21 protein-coding genes are annotated in these 14,525 nt (G+C 60.8%); 11 read left to right on the forward strand and 10 right to left on the reverse strand.

Annotated elements, in window-relative coordinates; genetic code table 11:
• Window positions 1–14: 14 nt before the first annotated feature.
• The 5 genes from AC3WJP_RS24810 to AC3WJP_RS24830 are packed head-to-tail and all read left to right on the forward strand — an operon-like array spanning window position 15 to window position 3,813.
• A complete protein-coding gene (locus tag AC3WJP_RS24810; protein ID WP_493722574.1) occupies window positions 15–410 on the forward strand; it encodes a FagA protein in 396 nt (131 codons plus the stop codon).
• Window positions 403–1,779: a class II fumarate hydratase gene (locus AC3WJP_RS24815; protein WP_493722575.1), complete on the forward strand. Its 1,377-nt coding sequence runs from the start codon at window positions 403–405 to the stop codon at window positions 1,777–1,779. The genes AC3WJP_RS24810 and AC3WJP_RS24815 overlap by 8 nt, the downstream gene beginning before the upstream one ends.
• 42 nt (window positions 1,780–1,821) lie before the next feature.
• Window positions 1,822–2,271: a DUF2753 family protein gene (locus AC3WJP_RS24820; RefSeq protein WP_493722576.1), complete on the forward strand. Its 450-nt coding sequence runs from the start codon at window positions 1,822–1,824 to the stop codon at window positions 2,269–2,271.
• Between the two features lies 1 nt (window position 2,272).
• Window positions 2,273–2,884 carry a superoxide dismutase gene (locus AC3WJP_RS24825; RefSeq protein ID WP_493722577.1) on the forward strand — a complete coding sequence of 204 codons (612 nt, stop codon included), beginning with the start codon at window positions 2,273–2,275 and terminating at the stop codon, window positions 2,882–2,884.
• A 35-nt stretch (window positions 2,885–2,919) separates the two neighbouring features.
• A complete protein-coding gene (locus AC3WJP_RS24830; protein ID WP_493722578.1) occupies window positions 2,920–3,813 on the forward strand; it encodes a ZIP family metal transporter in 894 nt (297 codons plus the stop codon).
• Window positions 3,814–3,864: 51 nt separating this feature from the next.
• On the opposite strand, the gene AC3WJP_RS24835 is transcribed toward AC3WJP_RS24830, so the two are convergent.
• The 10 genes from AC3WJP_RS24835 to AC3WJP_RS24880 form a co-directional block, all read right to left on the reverse strand.
• Complete coding sequence (locus AC3WJP_RS24835) at window positions 3,865–4,137, reverse strand: HPr family phosphocarrier protein (RefSeq protein ID WP_493722579.1); 273 nt, start codon at window positions 4,135–4,137, stop codon at window positions 3,865–3,867.
• A 16-nt stretch (window positions 4,138–4,153) separates the two neighbouring features.
• On the reverse strand, window positions 4,154–5,011 hold the full coding sequence (gene rapZ, locus AC3WJP_RS24840; protein WP_493722580.1) for an RNase adapter RapZ: 858 nt from the start codon (window positions 5,009–5,011) through the stop codon (window positions 4,154–4,156).
• 2 nt (window positions 5,012–5,013) lie between these two features.
• Entirely contained in the window at window positions 5,014–5,478 is a 465-nt protein-coding gene (gene ptsN / locus AC3WJP_RS24845) for a PTS IIA-like nitrogen regulatory protein PtsN (protein WP_493722581.1), read from the reverse strand.
• 11 nt (window positions 5,479–5,489) lie between these two features.
• Complete coding sequence (hpf, locus tag AC3WJP_RS24850) at window positions 5,490–5,801, reverse strand: ribosome hibernation-promoting factor, HPF/YfiA family (protein ID WP_493722582.1); 312 nt, start codon at window positions 5,799–5,801, stop codon at window positions 5,490–5,492.
• Window positions 5,802–5,878: 77 nt separating this feature from the next.
• The gene (locus AC3WJP_RS24855; RefSeq protein ID WP_493722583.1) at window positions 5,879–7,372 is read right to left on the reverse strand and encodes an RNA polymerase factor sigma-54; all 1,494 of its coding nucleotides are present in this window, start codon (window positions 7,370–7,372) and stop codon (window positions 5,879–5,881) included.
• Between the two features lie 182 nt (window positions 7,373–7,554).
• Window positions 7,555–8,280, reverse strand: a complete 726-nt coding sequence (gene lptB, locus AC3WJP_RS24860; RefSeq protein WP_493722584.1) for an LPS export ABC transporter ATP-binding protein — start codon at window positions 8,278–8,280, stop codon at window positions 7,555–7,557.
• Window positions 8,280–8,822 carry a lipopolysaccharide transport periplasmic protein LptA gene (lptA, locus tag AC3WJP_RS24865; protein ID WP_493722585.1) on the reverse strand — a complete coding sequence of 181 codons (543 nt, stop codon included), beginning with the start codon at window positions 8,820–8,822 and terminating at the stop codon, window positions 8,280–8,282. The genes lptB and lptA overlap by 1 nt, the downstream gene beginning before the upstream one ends.
• On the reverse strand, window positions 8,809–9,384 hold the full coding sequence (gene lptC, locus AC3WJP_RS24870) for an LPS export ABC transporter periplasmic protein LptC (protein WP_493722586.1): 576 nt from the start codon (window positions 9,382–9,384) through the stop codon (window positions 8,809–8,811). Before lptC ends, lptA begins: the two co-directional genes overlap by 14 nt.
• Before the next feature lie 8 nt (window positions 9,385–9,392).
• Window positions 9,393–9,917, reverse strand: coding sequence for a KdsC family phosphatase (locus AC3WJP_RS24875; protein WP_493722587.1), 525 nt, complete (start codon window positions 9,915–9,917; stop codon window positions 9,393–9,395).
• Window positions 9,917–10,891 (reverse strand): KpsF/GutQ family sugar-phosphate isomerase, encoded by a 975-nt coding sequence (locus tag AC3WJP_RS24880; protein WP_493722588.1) that lies wholly within the window; start codon window positions 10,889–10,891, stop codon window positions 9,917–9,919. Before AC3WJP_RS24880 ends, AC3WJP_RS24875 begins: the two co-directional genes overlap by 1 nt.
• Before the next feature lie 230 nt (window positions 10,892–11,121).
• On the opposite strand from AC3WJP_RS24880, the gene AC3WJP_RS24885 reads away from it, so the two are divergent.
• The 6 genes from AC3WJP_RS24885 to AC3WJP_RS24910 all read left to right on the forward strand — a co-directional run bounded on the left by AC3WJP_RS24885 (window position 11,122) and on the right by AC3WJP_RS24910 (window position 14,524).
• On the forward strand, window positions 11,122–11,931 hold the full coding sequence (locus AC3WJP_RS24885) for an ATP-binding cassette domain-containing protein (protein WP_493722589.1): 810 nt from the start codon (window positions 11,122–11,124) through the stop codon (window positions 11,929–11,931).
• Window positions 11,931–12,728 (forward strand): lipid asymmetry maintenance ABC transporter permease subunit MlaE, encoded by a 798-nt coding sequence (gene mlaE, locus AC3WJP_RS24890; protein WP_493722590.1) that lies wholly within the window; start codon window positions 11,931–11,933, stop codon window positions 12,726–12,728. The genes AC3WJP_RS24885 and mlaE overlap by 1 nt, the downstream gene beginning before the upstream one ends.
• The gene (gene mlaD / locus AC3WJP_RS24895) at window positions 12,728–13,204 is read left to right on the forward strand and encodes an outer membrane lipid asymmetry maintenance protein MlaD (RefSeq protein WP_226502895.1); all 477 of its coding nucleotides are present in this window, start codon (window positions 12,728–12,730) and stop codon (window positions 13,202–13,204) included. Before mlaE ends, mlaD begins: the two co-directional genes overlap by 1 nt.
• Before the next feature lie 11 nt (window positions 13,205–13,215).
• Window positions 13,216–13,869, forward strand: a complete 654-nt coding sequence (locus AC3WJP_RS24900) for an MlaC/ttg2D family ABC transporter substrate-binding protein (protein ID WP_493722591.1) — start codon at window positions 13,216–13,218, stop codon at window positions 13,867–13,869.
• The gene (locus tag AC3WJP_RS24905; protein WP_493722592.1) at window positions 13,866–14,168 is read left to right on the forward strand and encodes an STAS domain-containing protein; all 303 of its coding nucleotides are present in this window, start codon (window positions 13,866–13,868) and stop codon (window positions 14,166–14,168) included. The genes AC3WJP_RS24900 and AC3WJP_RS24905 overlap by 4 nt, the downstream gene beginning before the upstream one ends.
• Window positions 14,169–14,284: 116 nt before the next feature.
• Window positions 14,285–14,524 carry a BolA family protein gene (locus AC3WJP_RS24910; RefSeq protein ID WP_226502898.1) on the forward strand — a complete coding sequence of 80 codons (240 nt, stop codon included), beginning with the start codon at window positions 14,285–14,287 and terminating at the stop codon, window positions 14,522–14,524.
• Window position 14,525 lies beyond the last annotated feature (1 nt).

The raw sequence follows: 14,525 nt of genomic DNA on the forward strand, positions 1-14,525 counted from the left end.
TTGTGGGCGTTTCGATGAGGGCTATCGTTCAGGATGCACCCTATCAAGACAACTGGCGCTGGCTGAGCTTGCAGATACGTTGCGCCCTCGAGCCCGACGAGCCGCGTCTGATCGATCATTACCTGGCAGAAGGCCGCTACCTGGCGAACTGCACACCGACCTCGCCGTGGACGGTTGCCGAAACCTCCTTTCGATTGCTCCTCGACACCGCTTGCGACTGCGCGCTGCCCTGGCACTGGCGCAGTCTCTGCCTGGATCAAGCCTGGCGCCCGCTGCGCGATCTACGCGCCGCCGCCAGCAGCCTTGAACATCGCCGCCGCTGGCAGAGCTGGGCCGCGCAGCTGGCTGGCTGCAGCCTCAGGCCGTCTCTTTCCTCCACTGAACTGCTGCAAGGATATTCCGATGAGTAATACCCGTATCGAGCGCGACAGCATGGGCGAACTGCACGTCCCCGAGCAGGCCTTGTATGGCGCCCAGACTCAGCGCGCGGTCAATAATTTCCCGATCAGCCATCAGCGCATGCCGACGCAGTTCATCCGTGCACTGATCCTTGCCAAGGCGGCTGCGGCCCATGCGAACATCGAGCTCAAGCAGATCAGCGCCGAACAGGGCAAGGCCATCGTCGGAGCCTGCGAGCAATTGCTGGCCGGGGATTTCATGCAGCATTTCCCGGTGGATATCTACCAGACCGGCTCCGGCACCAGCTCCAACATGAACGCCAACGAAGTCATCGCCACCCTTGCCACGCGGCTGCTGGGCGATACCGTCAACCCCAACGACCACGTCAACTGCGGCCAGAGCAGCAATGACATCATCCCCACCACCATTCACGTCAGTGCTGCGCTGGCCCTGCATGAGCAGTTGTTGCCGGCACTGAGCTATCTGGTGGCGGTGACCGAGCGCAAGGCTACCGAGGTGCATCAGTACGTCAAGACCGGCCGCACTCACCTGATGGACGCCATGCCCGTGCGCATGAGCCAGGTCCTCGATGGCTGGGCCGCGCAGCTCAACGCCAATATCGCCCACCTGCAGGCGCAACTGCCGGCGTTGCAGTCCCTCGCCCAGGGCGGCACGGCGGTCGGTACCGGGATCAACGCCCACCCCGAATTCGCTCTGCGCTTCAGCAGCCATCTCAGCGCCTTGACCAAGGTGCAGTTCGTACCGGGCAAGAATCTGTTCGCCTTGATCGGCTCCCAGGACACCGCGGTGGCCGTCTCGGGCCAGCTCAAGGGCACTGCCGTGTCGCTGATGAAAATCGCCAACGACCTGCGCTGGATGAACTCCGGGCCGCTGGCCGGCCTGGGCGAAATCGAGCTCGAAGGCTTGCAGCCCGGCTCCTCGATCATGCCGGGCAAGGTCAATCCGGTGATCCCGGAAGCCACTGCCATGGTCGCCGCGCAGGTCATCGGCAACGATGCCACCATCACCGTAGCCGGGCAGTCGGGGAATTTCGAGCTCAACGTCATGCTGCCGATCATCGCGCAGAACCTGCTGAGCAGCATCGAGCTGATGGCCAATAGCTCGCGCCTGCTGGCGGACAAGGCGATCGCGACCTTCCGGGTCAATGAAGCCAAGCTCAAGGAGGCGTTGTCGCGCAACCCCATCCTGGTCACCGCGCTGAACCCGATCATCGGTTACCAGAAGGCCGCCGAGATCGCCAAGCTAGCCTATAAACAGGGTCGTCCGATCATCGATGTCGCGCTGGAAAACACCGATCTGCAACGCAGCCAACTGGAAGCCTTGCTGGATCCCGAAAAGCTGACGGCAGGCGGTATCTGAAGGCGCCTGCGCCTGATCACCGCTACGCCTGGGAGAATCACCATGCAGCACTGGAAACGCACCATCGAACGGGCCAACGAGTGTTTCAACAAGGACGAACTGGTCGACGCCCGTGAGCATTACCTCCAGGCGCTGGCCTGGGCGCAAGTGCTCTTCGAACGCTGGCCCGATCCTGACGAGGCGGTGGCTGCCTGCGTGATCTCCCATCACAACCTGGCCGATCTGCACTTGCGCCTGAACCAGCCGGAGGAGAGCGCCGAATACCTCTGCGCCATTCATCAGCGACTGCTGCAGGCGGCCCAAGACCCACGGCTAAAACCTGAACTTCGTCAGGCGGCCCTGCGTCACAGTGGTAAGACCTACGCCGAATTGCTGGCTTTTATCGGCGAACACGGCGAATACCCTCGCACCTCACGCCTGCTCTACAGCGGCGTGCAATCCGTCGAAAGCGCCGCCGTCGGCGCTGCGACCCACCGATATGGAGTTCATTGACATGGCTTACACCTTGCCTGCATTGCCTTACGCTTACGATGCCCTGGAACCGCATCTCGATGCCAAGACCATGGAAATCCACCACACCAAGCACCACCAGACCTACATCACCAACATCAACGCCGCCATCGAAGGCACCGAGTATGCCGAGTGGCCGGTCGAGAAGCTGGTGGGCGCGGTCAAGCAGCTGCCGGAGAAACTCCAGGGGGTGGTGACCAACCACGGCGGCGGTCACGCTAACCACTCGCTGTTCTGGACCGTCATGGCGCCCAACGCCGGCGGTACCCCGACTGGTCCGGTGGCCAAGGCCATCGACGAGCAGCTTGGCGGCTTCGAAGCCTTCAAGGACGCCTTCACCAAAGCCGCCGTATCGCGTTTCGGCAGCGGCTGGGCGTGGCTGAGCGTCACCCCGGAGAAGAAACTGGTGGTCGAAAGCAGCGGCAACCAAGACAGCCCGCTGATGCACGGCAATACGCCGATCCTCGGCCTGGACGTCTGGGAGCACGCCTATTACCTGAAGTATCAAAACCGTCGGCCGGAATACATTTCGGCGTTTTATAGCGTGATCAACTGGGCTGAAGTCGAGCGCCGTTACCAGGCTGCCGTGGCCTGATCGGCACCTTTGCATGATTCTGCCCAAGGTCATTTATGCGTTCAGATAGTCTGTCAGTCAGCAGTGGGCGGATGTTTCGCCTCGCCATGGGAGTCCTGCTATTGCTGATCGGCATGGCGGCATTGGGTGGCATGGCCGTCGCCTGGCTCGACCTTGATCCGCGGATGATGCGGGCCTTGGAGGGCGGCGCGGTCTGCGCCTTGGGCACCGCGTTGGGCGCGGTCCCGGTGCTGGTGATCCGCAACATGCCCGTGGCGATCGCTGACTGCCTGTTGGGTTTCGGTGCGGGCGTCATGCTGGCCGCCACGGCGTTTTCATTGATCATTCCGGGGATCGATGCGGCGCAAAGCATCGGTCTTGGGCGTTGGGGCGCAGGTGGGGTGGTCAGCTTCGGCATTCTGTTCGGCGCGTTCTGCCTGTTCTTGCTGGATCGCAAGGTGTCGGCACCCACGCCGGACTTGCTGGTGATCGACCCGAATCGCCCGCATATCCCGCCGCGCATCTGGGTCTTCGTGATCGCTATCATTGCCCACAATATTCCTGAAGGCATGGCTGTGGGCGTATCGGCGGGCGGCGCCATGCCGGACGCCAACAGCCTGGCCATGGGCATCGCTCTGCAGGATGTGCCGGAAGGGCTGGTGATCGCGCTGGTGCTGGCCGGGGCAGGGATGTCGCGGTTCAAGGCGTTTCTGATCGGTGCCGCGTCCGGGCTGGTGGAGCCGGTGGCCGCGTTGATCTGCGCGTGGCTGGTACGCCTGGGGGAAATTCTGCTGCCACTCGGCCTGGCCTTCGCGGCGGGGGCCATGCTGTTGGTGGTAACTCAGGAAATCATTCCCGAATCCCGTGCCAATGGTCATCATCGACTGGCCAGTGCCGGATTGTGCGTGGGCTTTTGCCTGATGATGTTGATGGATACCGCATTGGGTTGAGTGGGGGGGGCTATAGCGGGGAGGGCAGCCTCCCGCTACAACTGCCAGGCATTATTCGCCTTCGTCGAACTTGTCATTGATCAGCTTTACCAATCCATCCAGTGCTTCCTGTTCCTGCTCGCCTTCGGTGCTCAGGTGAATCTGTGTGCCCTTGCCGGCGGCCAGCATCATCACGGCCATGATGCTTTTGCCGTCGACCATGGACGCGGGGGTGCGCCCCACACGGACCTGGCAGGGAAAACGGCCGGCGACGCCGACGAACTTGGCGGCCGCACGAGCATGCAAGCCGAGCTTGTTGATGATGGTGATTTCTAGAGCGGGCATCGCGGGGTGGGTCCTTTCAGCTGAGGTCGCGGTGGCGGACCTGGACATTCTTGAGGGTCGGTTGCAGCAGCTTGCCCAGCCGTTCGGTGAGGTACACCGAACGATGGTGCCCGCCAGTGCAGCCGATGGCGATCGTCACGTAAGCACGGTTGCTGGCGGCAAAGCGCGGCAGCCATTTGAGCAGGTAGCTGGAGATGTCCTGGAACATCTCTTCGACATCCGGCTGGGCGGCCAGATAATCGGCCACCGGTTGATCGAGCCCCGATTGCTCGCGCAATTCGGGCTTCCAGTAGGGATTGGGCAGGCAGCGCACGTCGAATACCACATCGGCGTCCACCGGCATGCCGCGCTTGAAGCCGAACGACTCGAACAGGAAGGCCGTACCTGCCTCGGGCTTGTCCAACAGCCGCAGCTTGATGATGTCGCGCAGCTGATAGAGGTTGAGGCTGGTGGTGTTGATCTTGAGATCGGAGAGGTCGGCAATCGGGCCCAGCAGCTCGCTTTCGACCCGGATGGCTTCGGCTAGCGAGCGATTGGCGCTGCTCAGTGGATGCCGGCGGCGGGTTTCGGAAAAGCGCTTGAGCAGGGTTTCTTCGTCGGCATCCAGATACAGCACATCGCATTGAATGTGGCGGCCGCGGACCTCATCGAGCAGCTCCGGGAAGCGGCTCAGGTGGCTGGGCAGGTTGCGGGCGTCGATGGAAACGGCCACCAGTGGCTGGGCCAGTTCGGTGTGGATCAACGCGCGCTCCGCCAACTCGGGCAGCAAGCCGGCCGGCAGGTTGTCGATGCAGTAGAAGCCGTTGTCTTCCAGTACATCCAGGGCTGTGCTCTTGCCGGAGCCGGAGCGGCCGCTGACGATGATCAAGCGCATGGTTAATGACCGTTCTGGGCGTCCAACACGACTTGGTACAGGGCCTCGCTGCTGCTGGCTCTGCGTAGGTTGTCACGAACTTCCTTGCGATCAAGCATGCTGGCAATCTGGCGCAACAACTCGAGGTGCGCATCGGTGGCGGCCTCGGGCACCAGCAGCACGAACAGCAGATCGACCGGCGCACCGTCGATCGCGTCGAAATCTATAGGGTGTTGCAGATGGAGCAGGGCGCTGATGGGTGAGTCGCAACCCTTCATGCGGCAATGAGGAATGGCGATACCGTTGCCGAAACCGGTGGAACCAAGCTTTTCACGAGCAAGCAGCGCTTCATATACGGCCTGCTTGGGCAGCGCGGGTACTTGTTCGGCGATCAGATCGGCGATCTTTTCGATGGCGCTTTTTTTACTGCTCCCCGGCACGTTCACGAGGGAACGGCCAGGGGTCAGGATGTTTTCAAGTCGGATCATGGGTTGGGGTATCAGCGAGCGGCAGCACCTTGAAGCTGGCTTAGCTGTTTTTCCTTATGCTTGAGCAATTGTCGGTCGAGCTTGTCGGTCAGCAGGTCGATGGCAGCGTACATGTCGTCATGTTCGGCGTTGGCAACGATATCCTTGGCGCCAGCGACGTGCAGGGTGGCTTCGATTTTCTGTTTCAGCTTCTCGACCTCCATGATCACCTGCACGTTGGTAATCTTGCCCACATGCCGCTCCAGTTTGGCGAGTTTTTCGCTTACGTAGCTGCGCATGGGGTCGGTCACATCCAGTTGATGTCCACTGATGTTGACTTGCATACCGCTTCTCCTTATTGCCAGTGCATAAAGAGACAGGCTGAACGCCTGCCACTGGAACGCTGTGGCGCATCCAGGCGCTACATCAACCGCTTGCGTTCACTGGAAGGTGCGATCCCCAGAGATTCGCGATACTTGGCGACAGTGCGACGTGCTACCTGGATGCCTTGTGCCTCCAGTAAACCAGCGATCTTGCTGTCGCTCAATGGCTTTTTCTGATTTTCCGCCGCGACCAGTTTCTTGATGATCGCGCGGATCGCCGTTGACGAGCATTCACCGCCTTCGGAGGTGCTGACATGGCTTGAAAAAAAGTATTTCAATTCATAGATGCCGCGGGGCGTATGCATGTATTTCTGCGTAGTGACCCGGGAAATCGTCGATTCGTGCATGCCGACCGCCTCGGCGATGTCATGCAGCACCAGCGGCTTCATGGCCTCATCGCCGTAATCGAGAAAGCCGCGCTGGTGCTCGACGATCTGCGTGGCGACCTTCATCAGGGTCTCGTTGCGGCTCTGCAGGCTCTTGATGAACCAGCGGGCTTCCTGCAACTGGTTGCGCATGAAGGTGTTGTCGGCGCTGGTATCGGCACGACGTACGAAGCCTGCGTACTGTGGATTGACGCGCAGGCGCGGCACGCTTTCTTGGTTCAGTTCCACCAGCCAGCGTTCGTTGTCCTTGCGCACGATCACATCAGGGACCACGTATTCGGGTTCGGAGGATTCGATCTGCGAGCCCGGGCGCGGGTTGAGGCTCTGGACCAGTTCGATGACCTGGCGCAGTTCGTCTTCCTTGATCTTCATGCGCCGCATCAGCTGGCTGTAATCGCGGCTGCCGAGCAGGTCGATGAAGTCGGTGACCAGGCGCTGCGCTTCAGCCAGCCAGCGGGTGCGCGGCGGCATCTGGCGCAGTTGCAGCAGCAGGCATTCGCTGAGGGTGCGCGCGCCGATCCCGGACGGCTCGAATTGCTGGATGCGGTGCAATACGGCTTCGACCTCGTCAAGCTCGATGTCAAGCTCGGGGTCGAAGGAGTCGCAGACTTCCTGCAGCGTCTCGTCCAGATAACCCTGGTTGTTGATGCAGTCGATCAAGGTTACCGCGATCAGGCGATCGGTGTCCGACATCGGCGCCAGGTTCAGCTGCCAGAGCAAATGGCTCTGCAGGCTTTCGCCGGCCGAGGTGCGAGTGGTGAAGTCCCACTCGTCGTCGTCATTGCTGGGCAGGCTGCTGGCGCTGGTCTGGTAGATGTCTTCCCAGGCGGTATCGACCGGCAGCTCGTTGGGTATACGCTCGCCCCATTCCCCTTCTTCAAGGTTGTCGACCGTGGGAGCGCTGCTCTCGAACGTGGGCTCCTGGATATCCGGAGTGGTTTTCTGTTCGATATTGTCCGCCAGCGGATCGCTGTTATCGAAGTCGTCACCTTCCTCCTGGCGTTCGAGCATAGGATTGGATTCCAGCGCTTCCTGGATTTCCTGCTGGAGGTCCAGGGTCGAGAGCTGGAGAAGGCGGATGGCCTGTTGCAACTGCGGTGTCATCGTCAGTTGCTGGCCCATTCTTAGGACGAGCGAGGGTTTCATGGCTGGGGCTTAACACCTTATTCGCCGGCGCAGAGCGCCATCCACTACAAGACGCCGAGGCGCCCGGCTTTATGTCGTAAGCAAATTATATGCCTGAAACCCGAGTGTTTGCCTAGAGCGTTTATCCAATTTCAACCAAAAGGTTTCATGGGCAGTGGAAAACGCTCCGGTTGCGGGTGCTTCTACAGGCGGAACTCGTGACCGAGGTAAACCTCTTTGACCAGTTCATTGGCCATGATAGCGGCTGCGTCGCCTTCGGCAATCAGCTGGCCATCATTGACGATGTAGGCGGTCTCGCAGATGTCCAGTGTCTCGCGCACATTGTGGTCGGTGATCAGTACTCCGATGCCCTTGGCCTTGAGGTGGTGGATGATCTGCTTGATGTCGCCGACCGAAATAGGGTCCACGCCCGCGAAGGGTTCGTCCAGCAGGATGAATTTCGGCGCCGTGGCCAGGGCCCGGGCAATCTCCACGCGGCGACGTTCGCCACCGGACAGGCTCATGCCGAGGTTGTCACGGATATGGGTGATGTGGAATTCCTGCAGCAGGCTTTCGAGTTCCTTGCGCCGGGCATCGCCGTCGAGCTCCTTGCGGGTCTCGAGGATGGCCATGATGTTGTCCGCGACCGAAAGCTTGCGAAAGATCGAGGCTTCCTGAGGCAGATAACCGATACCGGACTTGGCGCGACCGTGCATGGGCTGGTGGCTGACGTCTAGATCGTCGATCAGCACGCGCCCCTGATCGGCCTGGACCAGCCCGACGATCATGTAGAAGCAGGTGGTCTTGCCCGCGCCGTTGGGGCCCAGCAGGCCGACGATCTGCCCGCTGTCGATGGACAGGCTGACGTCGCGCACGACTTGCCGGCCCTTGTAGGCCTTGGCCAGGTGTTGTGCTTTGAGGGTCGCCATTACTGAGCCTTCTGGTCGGCGGGCTTGTTCTTCGGCTGGATCACCATGTCGATGCGAGGACGCGGCGCAGTGATCTTGGAGCCATTGCCACGGCCGGCGTTGACCACCTGTTTGACGGTGTCGTAGACGATCTTCTCGCCTTCGGAGGTGTTGCCGTCATTGATGACCTTGGCCTTGTCGATCAGCACGATGCGGTTCTGCGGCGCAAAGTACTGAATGGTCACGCCCCAGGCCTGAACGATAGGCTTGTCGACCTGCGGCTTCTGCTCGTAATAGGCCAGGTTGCCGACAGCCGTGAAGACGTCGACTTCACCGTTGGGCGCGCGCGTGATGGTCACCGTGTTGCCGGTGATTTTCAGCGTGCCCTGGGTGATGATCACGTTGCCCTTGTAGGTCGCAACGCCCTGCTTGTCATCGATCTGCGCGTCATCGGACTGGATATGAATAGGCTGATCGCGGTCTGTCGGCAGAGCCAAGGCGCTCGCGCTTCCCAGTGCTGCGCTCAGGCTGAGCAAAAAAGGGAGGGTTTTAACGAGCCTCATACTGTCCTCTTACGTTGGACAGCAGGTTCATCCTGCTGTCGTTCAAGTACGCCTTCATCCCTGTCGCCGTAGTGACACTGCCGGCAGCTTCGATTCTAACGTTTTGCTCGGTTTGCGCATATTGCTTCTGCGGGAAGACAGTCATGCGTGGGCCGGTGATGATGGTGGTGCGTTTCTTTTCGTCGGTGCGAGCGACCCTGACGTTTTCAATCAGCTCGACTTGGGTGCCGTCCGGATTGACCTCGGCGCGCACGCTCTGGATATGCCAAGGGAATTCGGTACCGCGGTACATGTTGACGTCTGGGGTGGTCACGTAGCTGATCTGGCTGACCTGCATGTGTTCGACCTTGTCCCCGGTCATCTCGTACTGGCGCTTGCCTTCCAGATTGAATTGCACGGTGTGGACGTTGGTCGCGTAATAGTCGATCTGCGTCGGATCCGCCTGTGCTGCGGCTGGCGGATCCAGCAGGCGCTCGGGGCTGATATTCCAGTAGCCCACGGCGACCAGCACGGCCGCCAGGACGAAGAGTATTAGAATGTTGCGAAACTTTTTGCTCGGCATATCTGACTCTACAGGTAGTCGGCGTAAGCCGCGTCGAGGTTGCCCTGAGCCTGCAGGATCAGCTCGCAGAACTCGCGGGCAGCGCCTTCACCGCCGCGCGCCTGGGTAACCCCGTGGGCGTGCTCGCGGACGAAAGGTGCAGCGTTGGGTACAGTCATGCCCAATCCGACCCGGCGAATCGCCGGAAGGTCAGGCAGATCGTCGCCCAGATAGGCGACCTGTTCGTAGCTCAGGCCCAGCTCGGCCATCAACTGCTCGAGCACCACGCGTTTGTCTTCGCGCCCCTGTACCAGGTGGGCGACGCCCAGCGCCTTGGCACGACGTTCGACCATGGGCGACTTGCGTCCGGTAATGATAGCGATGGTCACACCCGAGGCGATCAGCATCTTGAAGCCCTGGCCGTCGAGGGTGTTGAAGGCTTTCATCTCGCTGCCGTCTTCAAGGAAGTACAGGCGGCCATCGGTAAGGATGCCATCGACATCGAAAACCGCCAGTTTGACGGGCTTGCCGCGTTCTAGCAAATTCATGGTCATCAAATGACTCCGGCACGCAGCAAGTCGTGCATGTTGAGGGCGCCGACCGGGCGATTGTCTTCATCGATCACGATCAGGGCGCCGATTTTGTGATCTTCCATGATTTTCAGCGCTTCGGCGGCGAGCATCTCGGGCCGGGCGGTCTTGCCGTGTGGGGTCATGACGTCGTCGATCAGCGCCGTACGCAGGTCGATCTCGCGGTCCAGCGTGCGGCGCAGGTCGCCGTCGGTGAAGATCCCCGCCAGGCGCCCGTCGCTGTCCTGGATCACGGTCATGCCCAAGCCCTTGCGGGTCATCTCCATCAACGCCAGTTTCAGCGAAGTGCCGCGCTGCACCTGAGGCAGTTCGGCGCCGGCATGCATGACGTTTTCGACCTTTAATAGCAGGCGTCGGCCCAAGGCGCCGCCGGGATGGGAAAAGGCGAAGTCCTCGGCGGTGAAGCCGCGTGCCTCCAAGAGGGCTATGGACAGGGCGTCACCCATCACCAGCGCCGCAGTGGTAGAGGAGGTCGGGGCCAGGTTGAGTGGGCAGGCTTCCTGAGCCACGCGTACATCGAGGTTGACCTCGGCGGTCTTGGCTAGTGTCGACTCCGGGTTGCCGGTAACGCTGATCAGCTGGATGCCCAGACGCTTGATCAAGGGCAGCAGGGTGACGATTTCAGCGGTGGTGCCGGAGTTCGACAGGGCCAGAATGATGTCATCGCGGGTGATCATGCCCATGTCGCCGTGGCTGGCTTCGGCCGGGTGCACGAAAAACGCCGGGGTGCCGGTGCTGGCCAGGGTGGCTGCGATCTTTTTGCCGACATGTCCGGACTTGCCCATGCCCAGCACCACGACCCGTCCTTTGCTGCCGAGGATCATCTCGCAAGCGCGTACGAAATCGGCGTCGATATGGGCCAGCAGGCCCTCTACCGCTTCGATCTCGTAACGGATGGTGCGCTGGGCGGATTGGATCAGTTCGTTGGCCTGGGTCATGTCGAAAATCGGAATGCCTGATGAAAAGGCGGCGATTATAGCGGTAATACGTGAAACCCTCACGCGTGTTCATAACTTTCATGCATTTGGACAAAGACTGTTTTGTTTCGAGCTTTGGACGTCTGTGTCTGCGGTGATATAGTTCGCCGCCTGTTCGGCCATCTCGGTCCTCGTAGGGCACTTTTGCGTCCGTACGCACGAGCAAGAGGCTGCATCGAAAGGAGTTTCAATTGAGTGCCGATAACGCCTACGCGGTCGAATTGAAGGGCGTTTCCTTCAAGCGAGGATCGCGCAGCATTTTCAACAACGTCGATATTCGTATTCCCAAGGGCAAGGTGACCGGCATCATGGGGCCGTCCGGTTGCGGCAAGACCACGCTCCTGCGGTTGATGGGCGCGCAGTTGCGGCCTTCTGCCGGTGAGGTCTGGGTCAATGGCCAGAACCTGCCCAAGCTGTCGCGCAGCGATCTGTTCGACGCCCGCAAGCACATGGGCGTGCTGTTCCAGAGCGGCGCGCTGTTCACCGATCTGGACGTCTTCGAGAACGTCGCCTTCCCGTTGCGGGTGCACACCGAGCTGCCCGAAGAGATGATCCGCGACATCGTCCTGATGAAACTGCAGGCGGTGGGCTTGCGCGGCGCCGTCGAGTTGATGCCCGACGAGCTCTCCGGTGGCATGAAGCGCCGCGTGGCGCTGGCCCGGGCGATCGCCATGGATCCGCAGATCCTCATGTACGACGAGCCTTTCGTGGGTCAGGACCCGATCGCCATGGGCGTGCTGGTGCGGCTTATTCGCCTGCTCAACGATGCGCTGGGCATTACCAGCGTGGTCGTTTCCCACGACCTGGCCGAGACCGCCAGTATCGCCGACTACATCTATGTGGTCGGTGACGGCCAGGTGCTGGGGCAGGGGACGCCGACGGAACTCATGGGCTCCGATAACCCGCGCATTCGCCAATTCATGAAAGGGGACCCCGACGGTCCTGTGCCCTTCCACTTTCCTGCGCCGGCTCTCGACGCTGATTTCCTGGGGAAGCGCTGATGCGTCGCAAGACATTGACCGACCGCGTGGCCCTGTTTGGCCGTTCCGCCATCGAGGCCGTGGCCATTCTGGGCCGCTCCACGCTTTTTCTGTTTCATGCTTTGTTCGGCCGCAGTACCAGTGGCGGCGGTTTTCAGCTGCTGGTCAAGCAACTGTATTCAGTCGGGGTGATGTCCCTGGCCATCGTCGTGGTGTCCGGGATGTTCATCGGCATGGTGCTGGCGCTGCAGGGCTTCAGCATCCTGACCAAGTATGGGTCCGAGCAGGCCACCGGGCAGATGGTTGCCCTGACCCTGCTGCGCGAACTGGGGCCGGTGGTCACCGCGCTGTTGTTCGCCGGTCGTGCCGGGTCGGCGTTGACCGCCGAGATCGGCAACATGAAGTCGACCGAACAGCTCTCCAGCCTCGAGATGATCGGCGTCGATCCGCTCAAGCACATCGCCGCGCCGCGTCTCTGGGCCGGTTTCGTTTCGTTGCCGGTGCTGGCGCTGATCTTCAGCGTGGTCGGCATCTGGGGCGGCTCGTGGGTCGCGATCGACTGGCTGGGTGTATATTCCGGCTCGTTCTGGGCCAACATGCAAAACAGCGTGACCTTCAACACCGATGTTCTCAACGGCGTGATCAAAAGCGTTGTTTTCGCCTTTGTAGTGACCTGGATCGCCGTGTTCCAGGGGTATGACTGCGAGCCCACTTCCGAGGGGATCAGCCGTGCCACGACCAAGACCGTTGTCTACGCCTCGTTGGCCGTGCTCGGCCTGGATTTCATTCTGACCGCTTTGATGTTTGGAGATTTCTGATGCAAAACCGCACCCTGGAAGTCGGTGTCGGCCTGTTTTTACTGGCCGGGATCCTGGCTCTGCTCTTGTTGGCCTTGCGCGTCAGCGGTCTTGCAGCCACGCCGTCCGCCGACACTTATAAACTTTATGCTTATTTCGACAATATCGCCGGTTTGACGGTCAGAGCCAAGGTGAGCATGGCCGGTGTCACCATCGGCAAGGTCACCGCGATCGATCTGGATCGCGATAACTTCACTGGCCGGGTGACCATGCAGATAGACAAGAAGGTCGACAATCTGCCGATCGACTCGACTGCATCGATCCTGACCGCGGGCTTGCTGGGCGAGAAGTACGTCGGCATCAGCGTGGGTGGCGACGACAAGCTGCTCGCCAACGGCGGCACGATTCACGATACCCAGTCCTCGCTGGTGCTGGAGGACCTGATTGGCAAGTTCCTGCTCAACAGTGTGGGCAAAGACGCCAAAGACGCCAAATAAGGAGTTGTTCAATGATTTCGATCTTGCGACGCAGTCTGCTGGTCCTGCTGGCGGCTCTACCGATGTTCGCCAACGCCGCACCCGCCGTATCGGCTCATGATCTGGTGCAAAACACCACGCACGACCTGCTGGGCGACCTGGCCACCAACCGTGCTCAGTACAAGGCCAACCCGCAGGCCTTCTATGATGCGCTCAACCGCATCGTCGGGCCGGTCGTGGACGCCGAAGGTATCTCCAAGAGCGTCATGACGGTCAAGTACTCGCGCAAAGCGACACCTGAGCAGATGGCGCGCTTCCAGGAGAACTTCAAGCGTGGCCTGTTCCAGTTCTATGGCAATGCACTGCTCGACTACAACGACCAAGGCATCACCGTGGCGCCGGCCAAGGATGAAAGCGGCGACCGCACCAGCGTCGACATGACCGTCAAGGGCAATAACGGCGCGGTCTACCCTGTGTCCTATACCCTCGAGAAAATCAACGGCGAGTGGAAAGTGCGCAACGTGATCCTCAACGGCATCAACGTCGGCAAGCTGTTCCGCGATCAGTTCGCTGATGCCATGCAGCAGAACAACAATGACCTGGACAAGACCATCGATGGTTGGGCGGGTCAGGTCGCCAAGGCCAAGGCCACTACCGACAGCGCTGCTCCGGCGCCAGCCCAATGACGGCCAGTGTCAGCCTGCTGGACTCCGGTGTGCTCGCGCTCGCCGGTGTGCTGGACTATCGCTCCGGGCCGGCCCTGCGTGAGCAGGGCCGCAAGCTGATCGCCAGCAGCAGTGCCGATCCATTGATCGTCGACTGCGCGGCGGTAGAGAAGGCCAACAGCGTCGGCGTATCCTTGCTGCTGGGCTTCACCCGTGACGCCAGGGCGAGCGGCCAGACCCTGGTAGTACGTGCCTTGCCCAACGACATGGCACAGATTGCCGAAGTATCCGGGATCGGCACACTGCTGGTCCGTGACTGAAAACGCCATCAGCGTCAACGCCCTCCGTCAGAGTCCTCGTATCCGGGTTCGCAGGCGCGGGGCTTTTTTTGTATGATGGCCGACCCGCGCGCACAGGGCGCCGATTGAGGTTGAGCATGCAGGCCGTAGAAGTTAAGAGCTTCCTTGAAGGAAAGCTGCCGCAAGTCCAGGTGGAAGTCGAAGGCGAAGGCTGCAACTTCCAGTTGAATGTGATCAGTGACGAAATCGCCGCCCTCAGACCGGTCGCCCGTCAGCAGCAGATCTATGCTCATTTGAACCCTTGGATCGCCGACGGCAGTATCCATGCGGTAACGATGAAATTCTTCAGCCGCGCAGCCTGGGCTGAGCGCACCTGAG

Source organism: Pseudomonas sp. GW821-FHT01A09 (assembly GCF_058986725.1).

Excerpts from the sequence above, each read along its gene's own strand:
- AC3WJP_RS24810 (WP_493722574.1), top strand. The coding sequence starts at position 15 with ATGAGGGCTATCGTTCAGGATGCACCCTATCAAGACAACTGGCGCTGG.
- AC3WJP_RS24815 (WP_493722575.1), top strand. The coding sequence starts at position 403 with ATGAGTAATACCCGTATCGAGCGCGACAGCATGGGCGAACTGCACGTC.
- AC3WJP_RS24820 (WP_493722576.1), top strand. The coding sequence starts at position 1,822 with ATGCAGCACTGGAAACGCACCATCGAACGGGCCAACGAGTGTTTCAAC.
- AC3WJP_RS24825 (WP_493722577.1), top strand. The coding sequence starts at position 2,273 with ATGGCTTACACCTTGCCTGCATTGCCTTACGCTTACGATGCCCTGGAA.
- AC3WJP_RS24830 (WP_493722578.1), top strand. The coding sequence starts at position 2,920 with ATGCGTTCAGATAGTCTGTCAGTCAGCAGTGGGCGGATGTTTCGCCTC.
- AC3WJP_RS24835 (WP_493722579.1), bottom strand. The coding sequence starts at position 4,137 with ATGCCCGCTCTAGAAATCACCATCATCAACAAGCTCGGCTTGCATGCT.
- rapZ (WP_493722580.1), bottom strand. The coding sequence starts at position 5,011 with ATGCGCTTGATCATCGTCAGCGGCCGCTCCGGCTCCGGCAAGAGCACA.
- ptsN (WP_493722581.1), bottom strand. The coding sequence starts at position 5,478 with ATGATCCGACTTGAAAACATCCTGACCCCTGGCCGTTCCCTCGTGAAC.
- hpf (WP_493722582.1), bottom strand. The coding sequence starts at position 5,801 with ATGCAAGTCAACATCAGTGGACATCAACTGGATGTGACCGACCCCATG.
- AC3WJP_RS24855 (WP_493722583.1), bottom strand. The coding sequence starts at position 7,372 with ATGAAACCCTCGCTCGTCCTAAGAATGGGCCAGCAACTGACGATGACA.
- lptB (WP_493722584.1), bottom strand. The coding sequence starts at position 8,280 with ATGGCGACCCTCAAAGCACAACACCTGGCCAAGGCCTACAAGGGCCGG.
- lptA (WP_493722585.1), bottom strand. The coding sequence starts at position 8,822 with ATGAGGCTCGTTAAAACCCTCCCTTTTTTGCTCAGCCTGAGCGCAGCA.
- lptC (WP_493722586.1), bottom strand. The coding sequence starts at position 9,384 with ATGCCGAGCAAAAAGTTTCGCAACATTCTAATACTCTTCGTCCTGGCG.
- AC3WJP_RS24875 (WP_493722587.1), bottom strand. The coding sequence starts at position 9,917 with ATGACCATGAATTTGCTAGAACGCGGCAAGCCCGTCAAACTGGCGGTT.
- AC3WJP_RS24880 (WP_493722588.1), bottom strand. The coding sequence starts at position 10,891 with ATGACCCAGGCCAACGAACTGATCCAATCCGCCCAGCGCACCATCCGT.
- mlaE (WP_493722590.1), top strand. The coding sequence starts at position 11,931 with ATGCGTCGCAAGACATTGACCGACCGCGTGGCCCTGTTTGGCCGTTCC.
- mlaD (WP_226502895.1), top strand. The coding sequence starts at position 12,728 with ATGCAAAACCGCACCCTGGAAGTCGGTGTCGGCCTGTTTTTACTGGCC.
- AC3WJP_RS24900 (WP_493722591.1), top strand. The coding sequence starts at position 13,216 with ATGATTTCGATCTTGCGACGCAGTCTGCTGGTCCTGCTGGCGGCTCTA.
- AC3WJP_RS24905 (WP_493722592.1), top strand. The coding sequence starts at position 13,866 with ATGACGGCCAGTGTCAGCCTGCTGGACTCCGGTGTGCTCGCGCTCGCC.
- AC3WJP_RS24910 (WP_226502898.1), top strand. The coding sequence starts at position 14,285 with ATGCAGGCCGTAGAAGTTAAGAGCTTCCTTGAAGGAAAGCTGCCGCAA.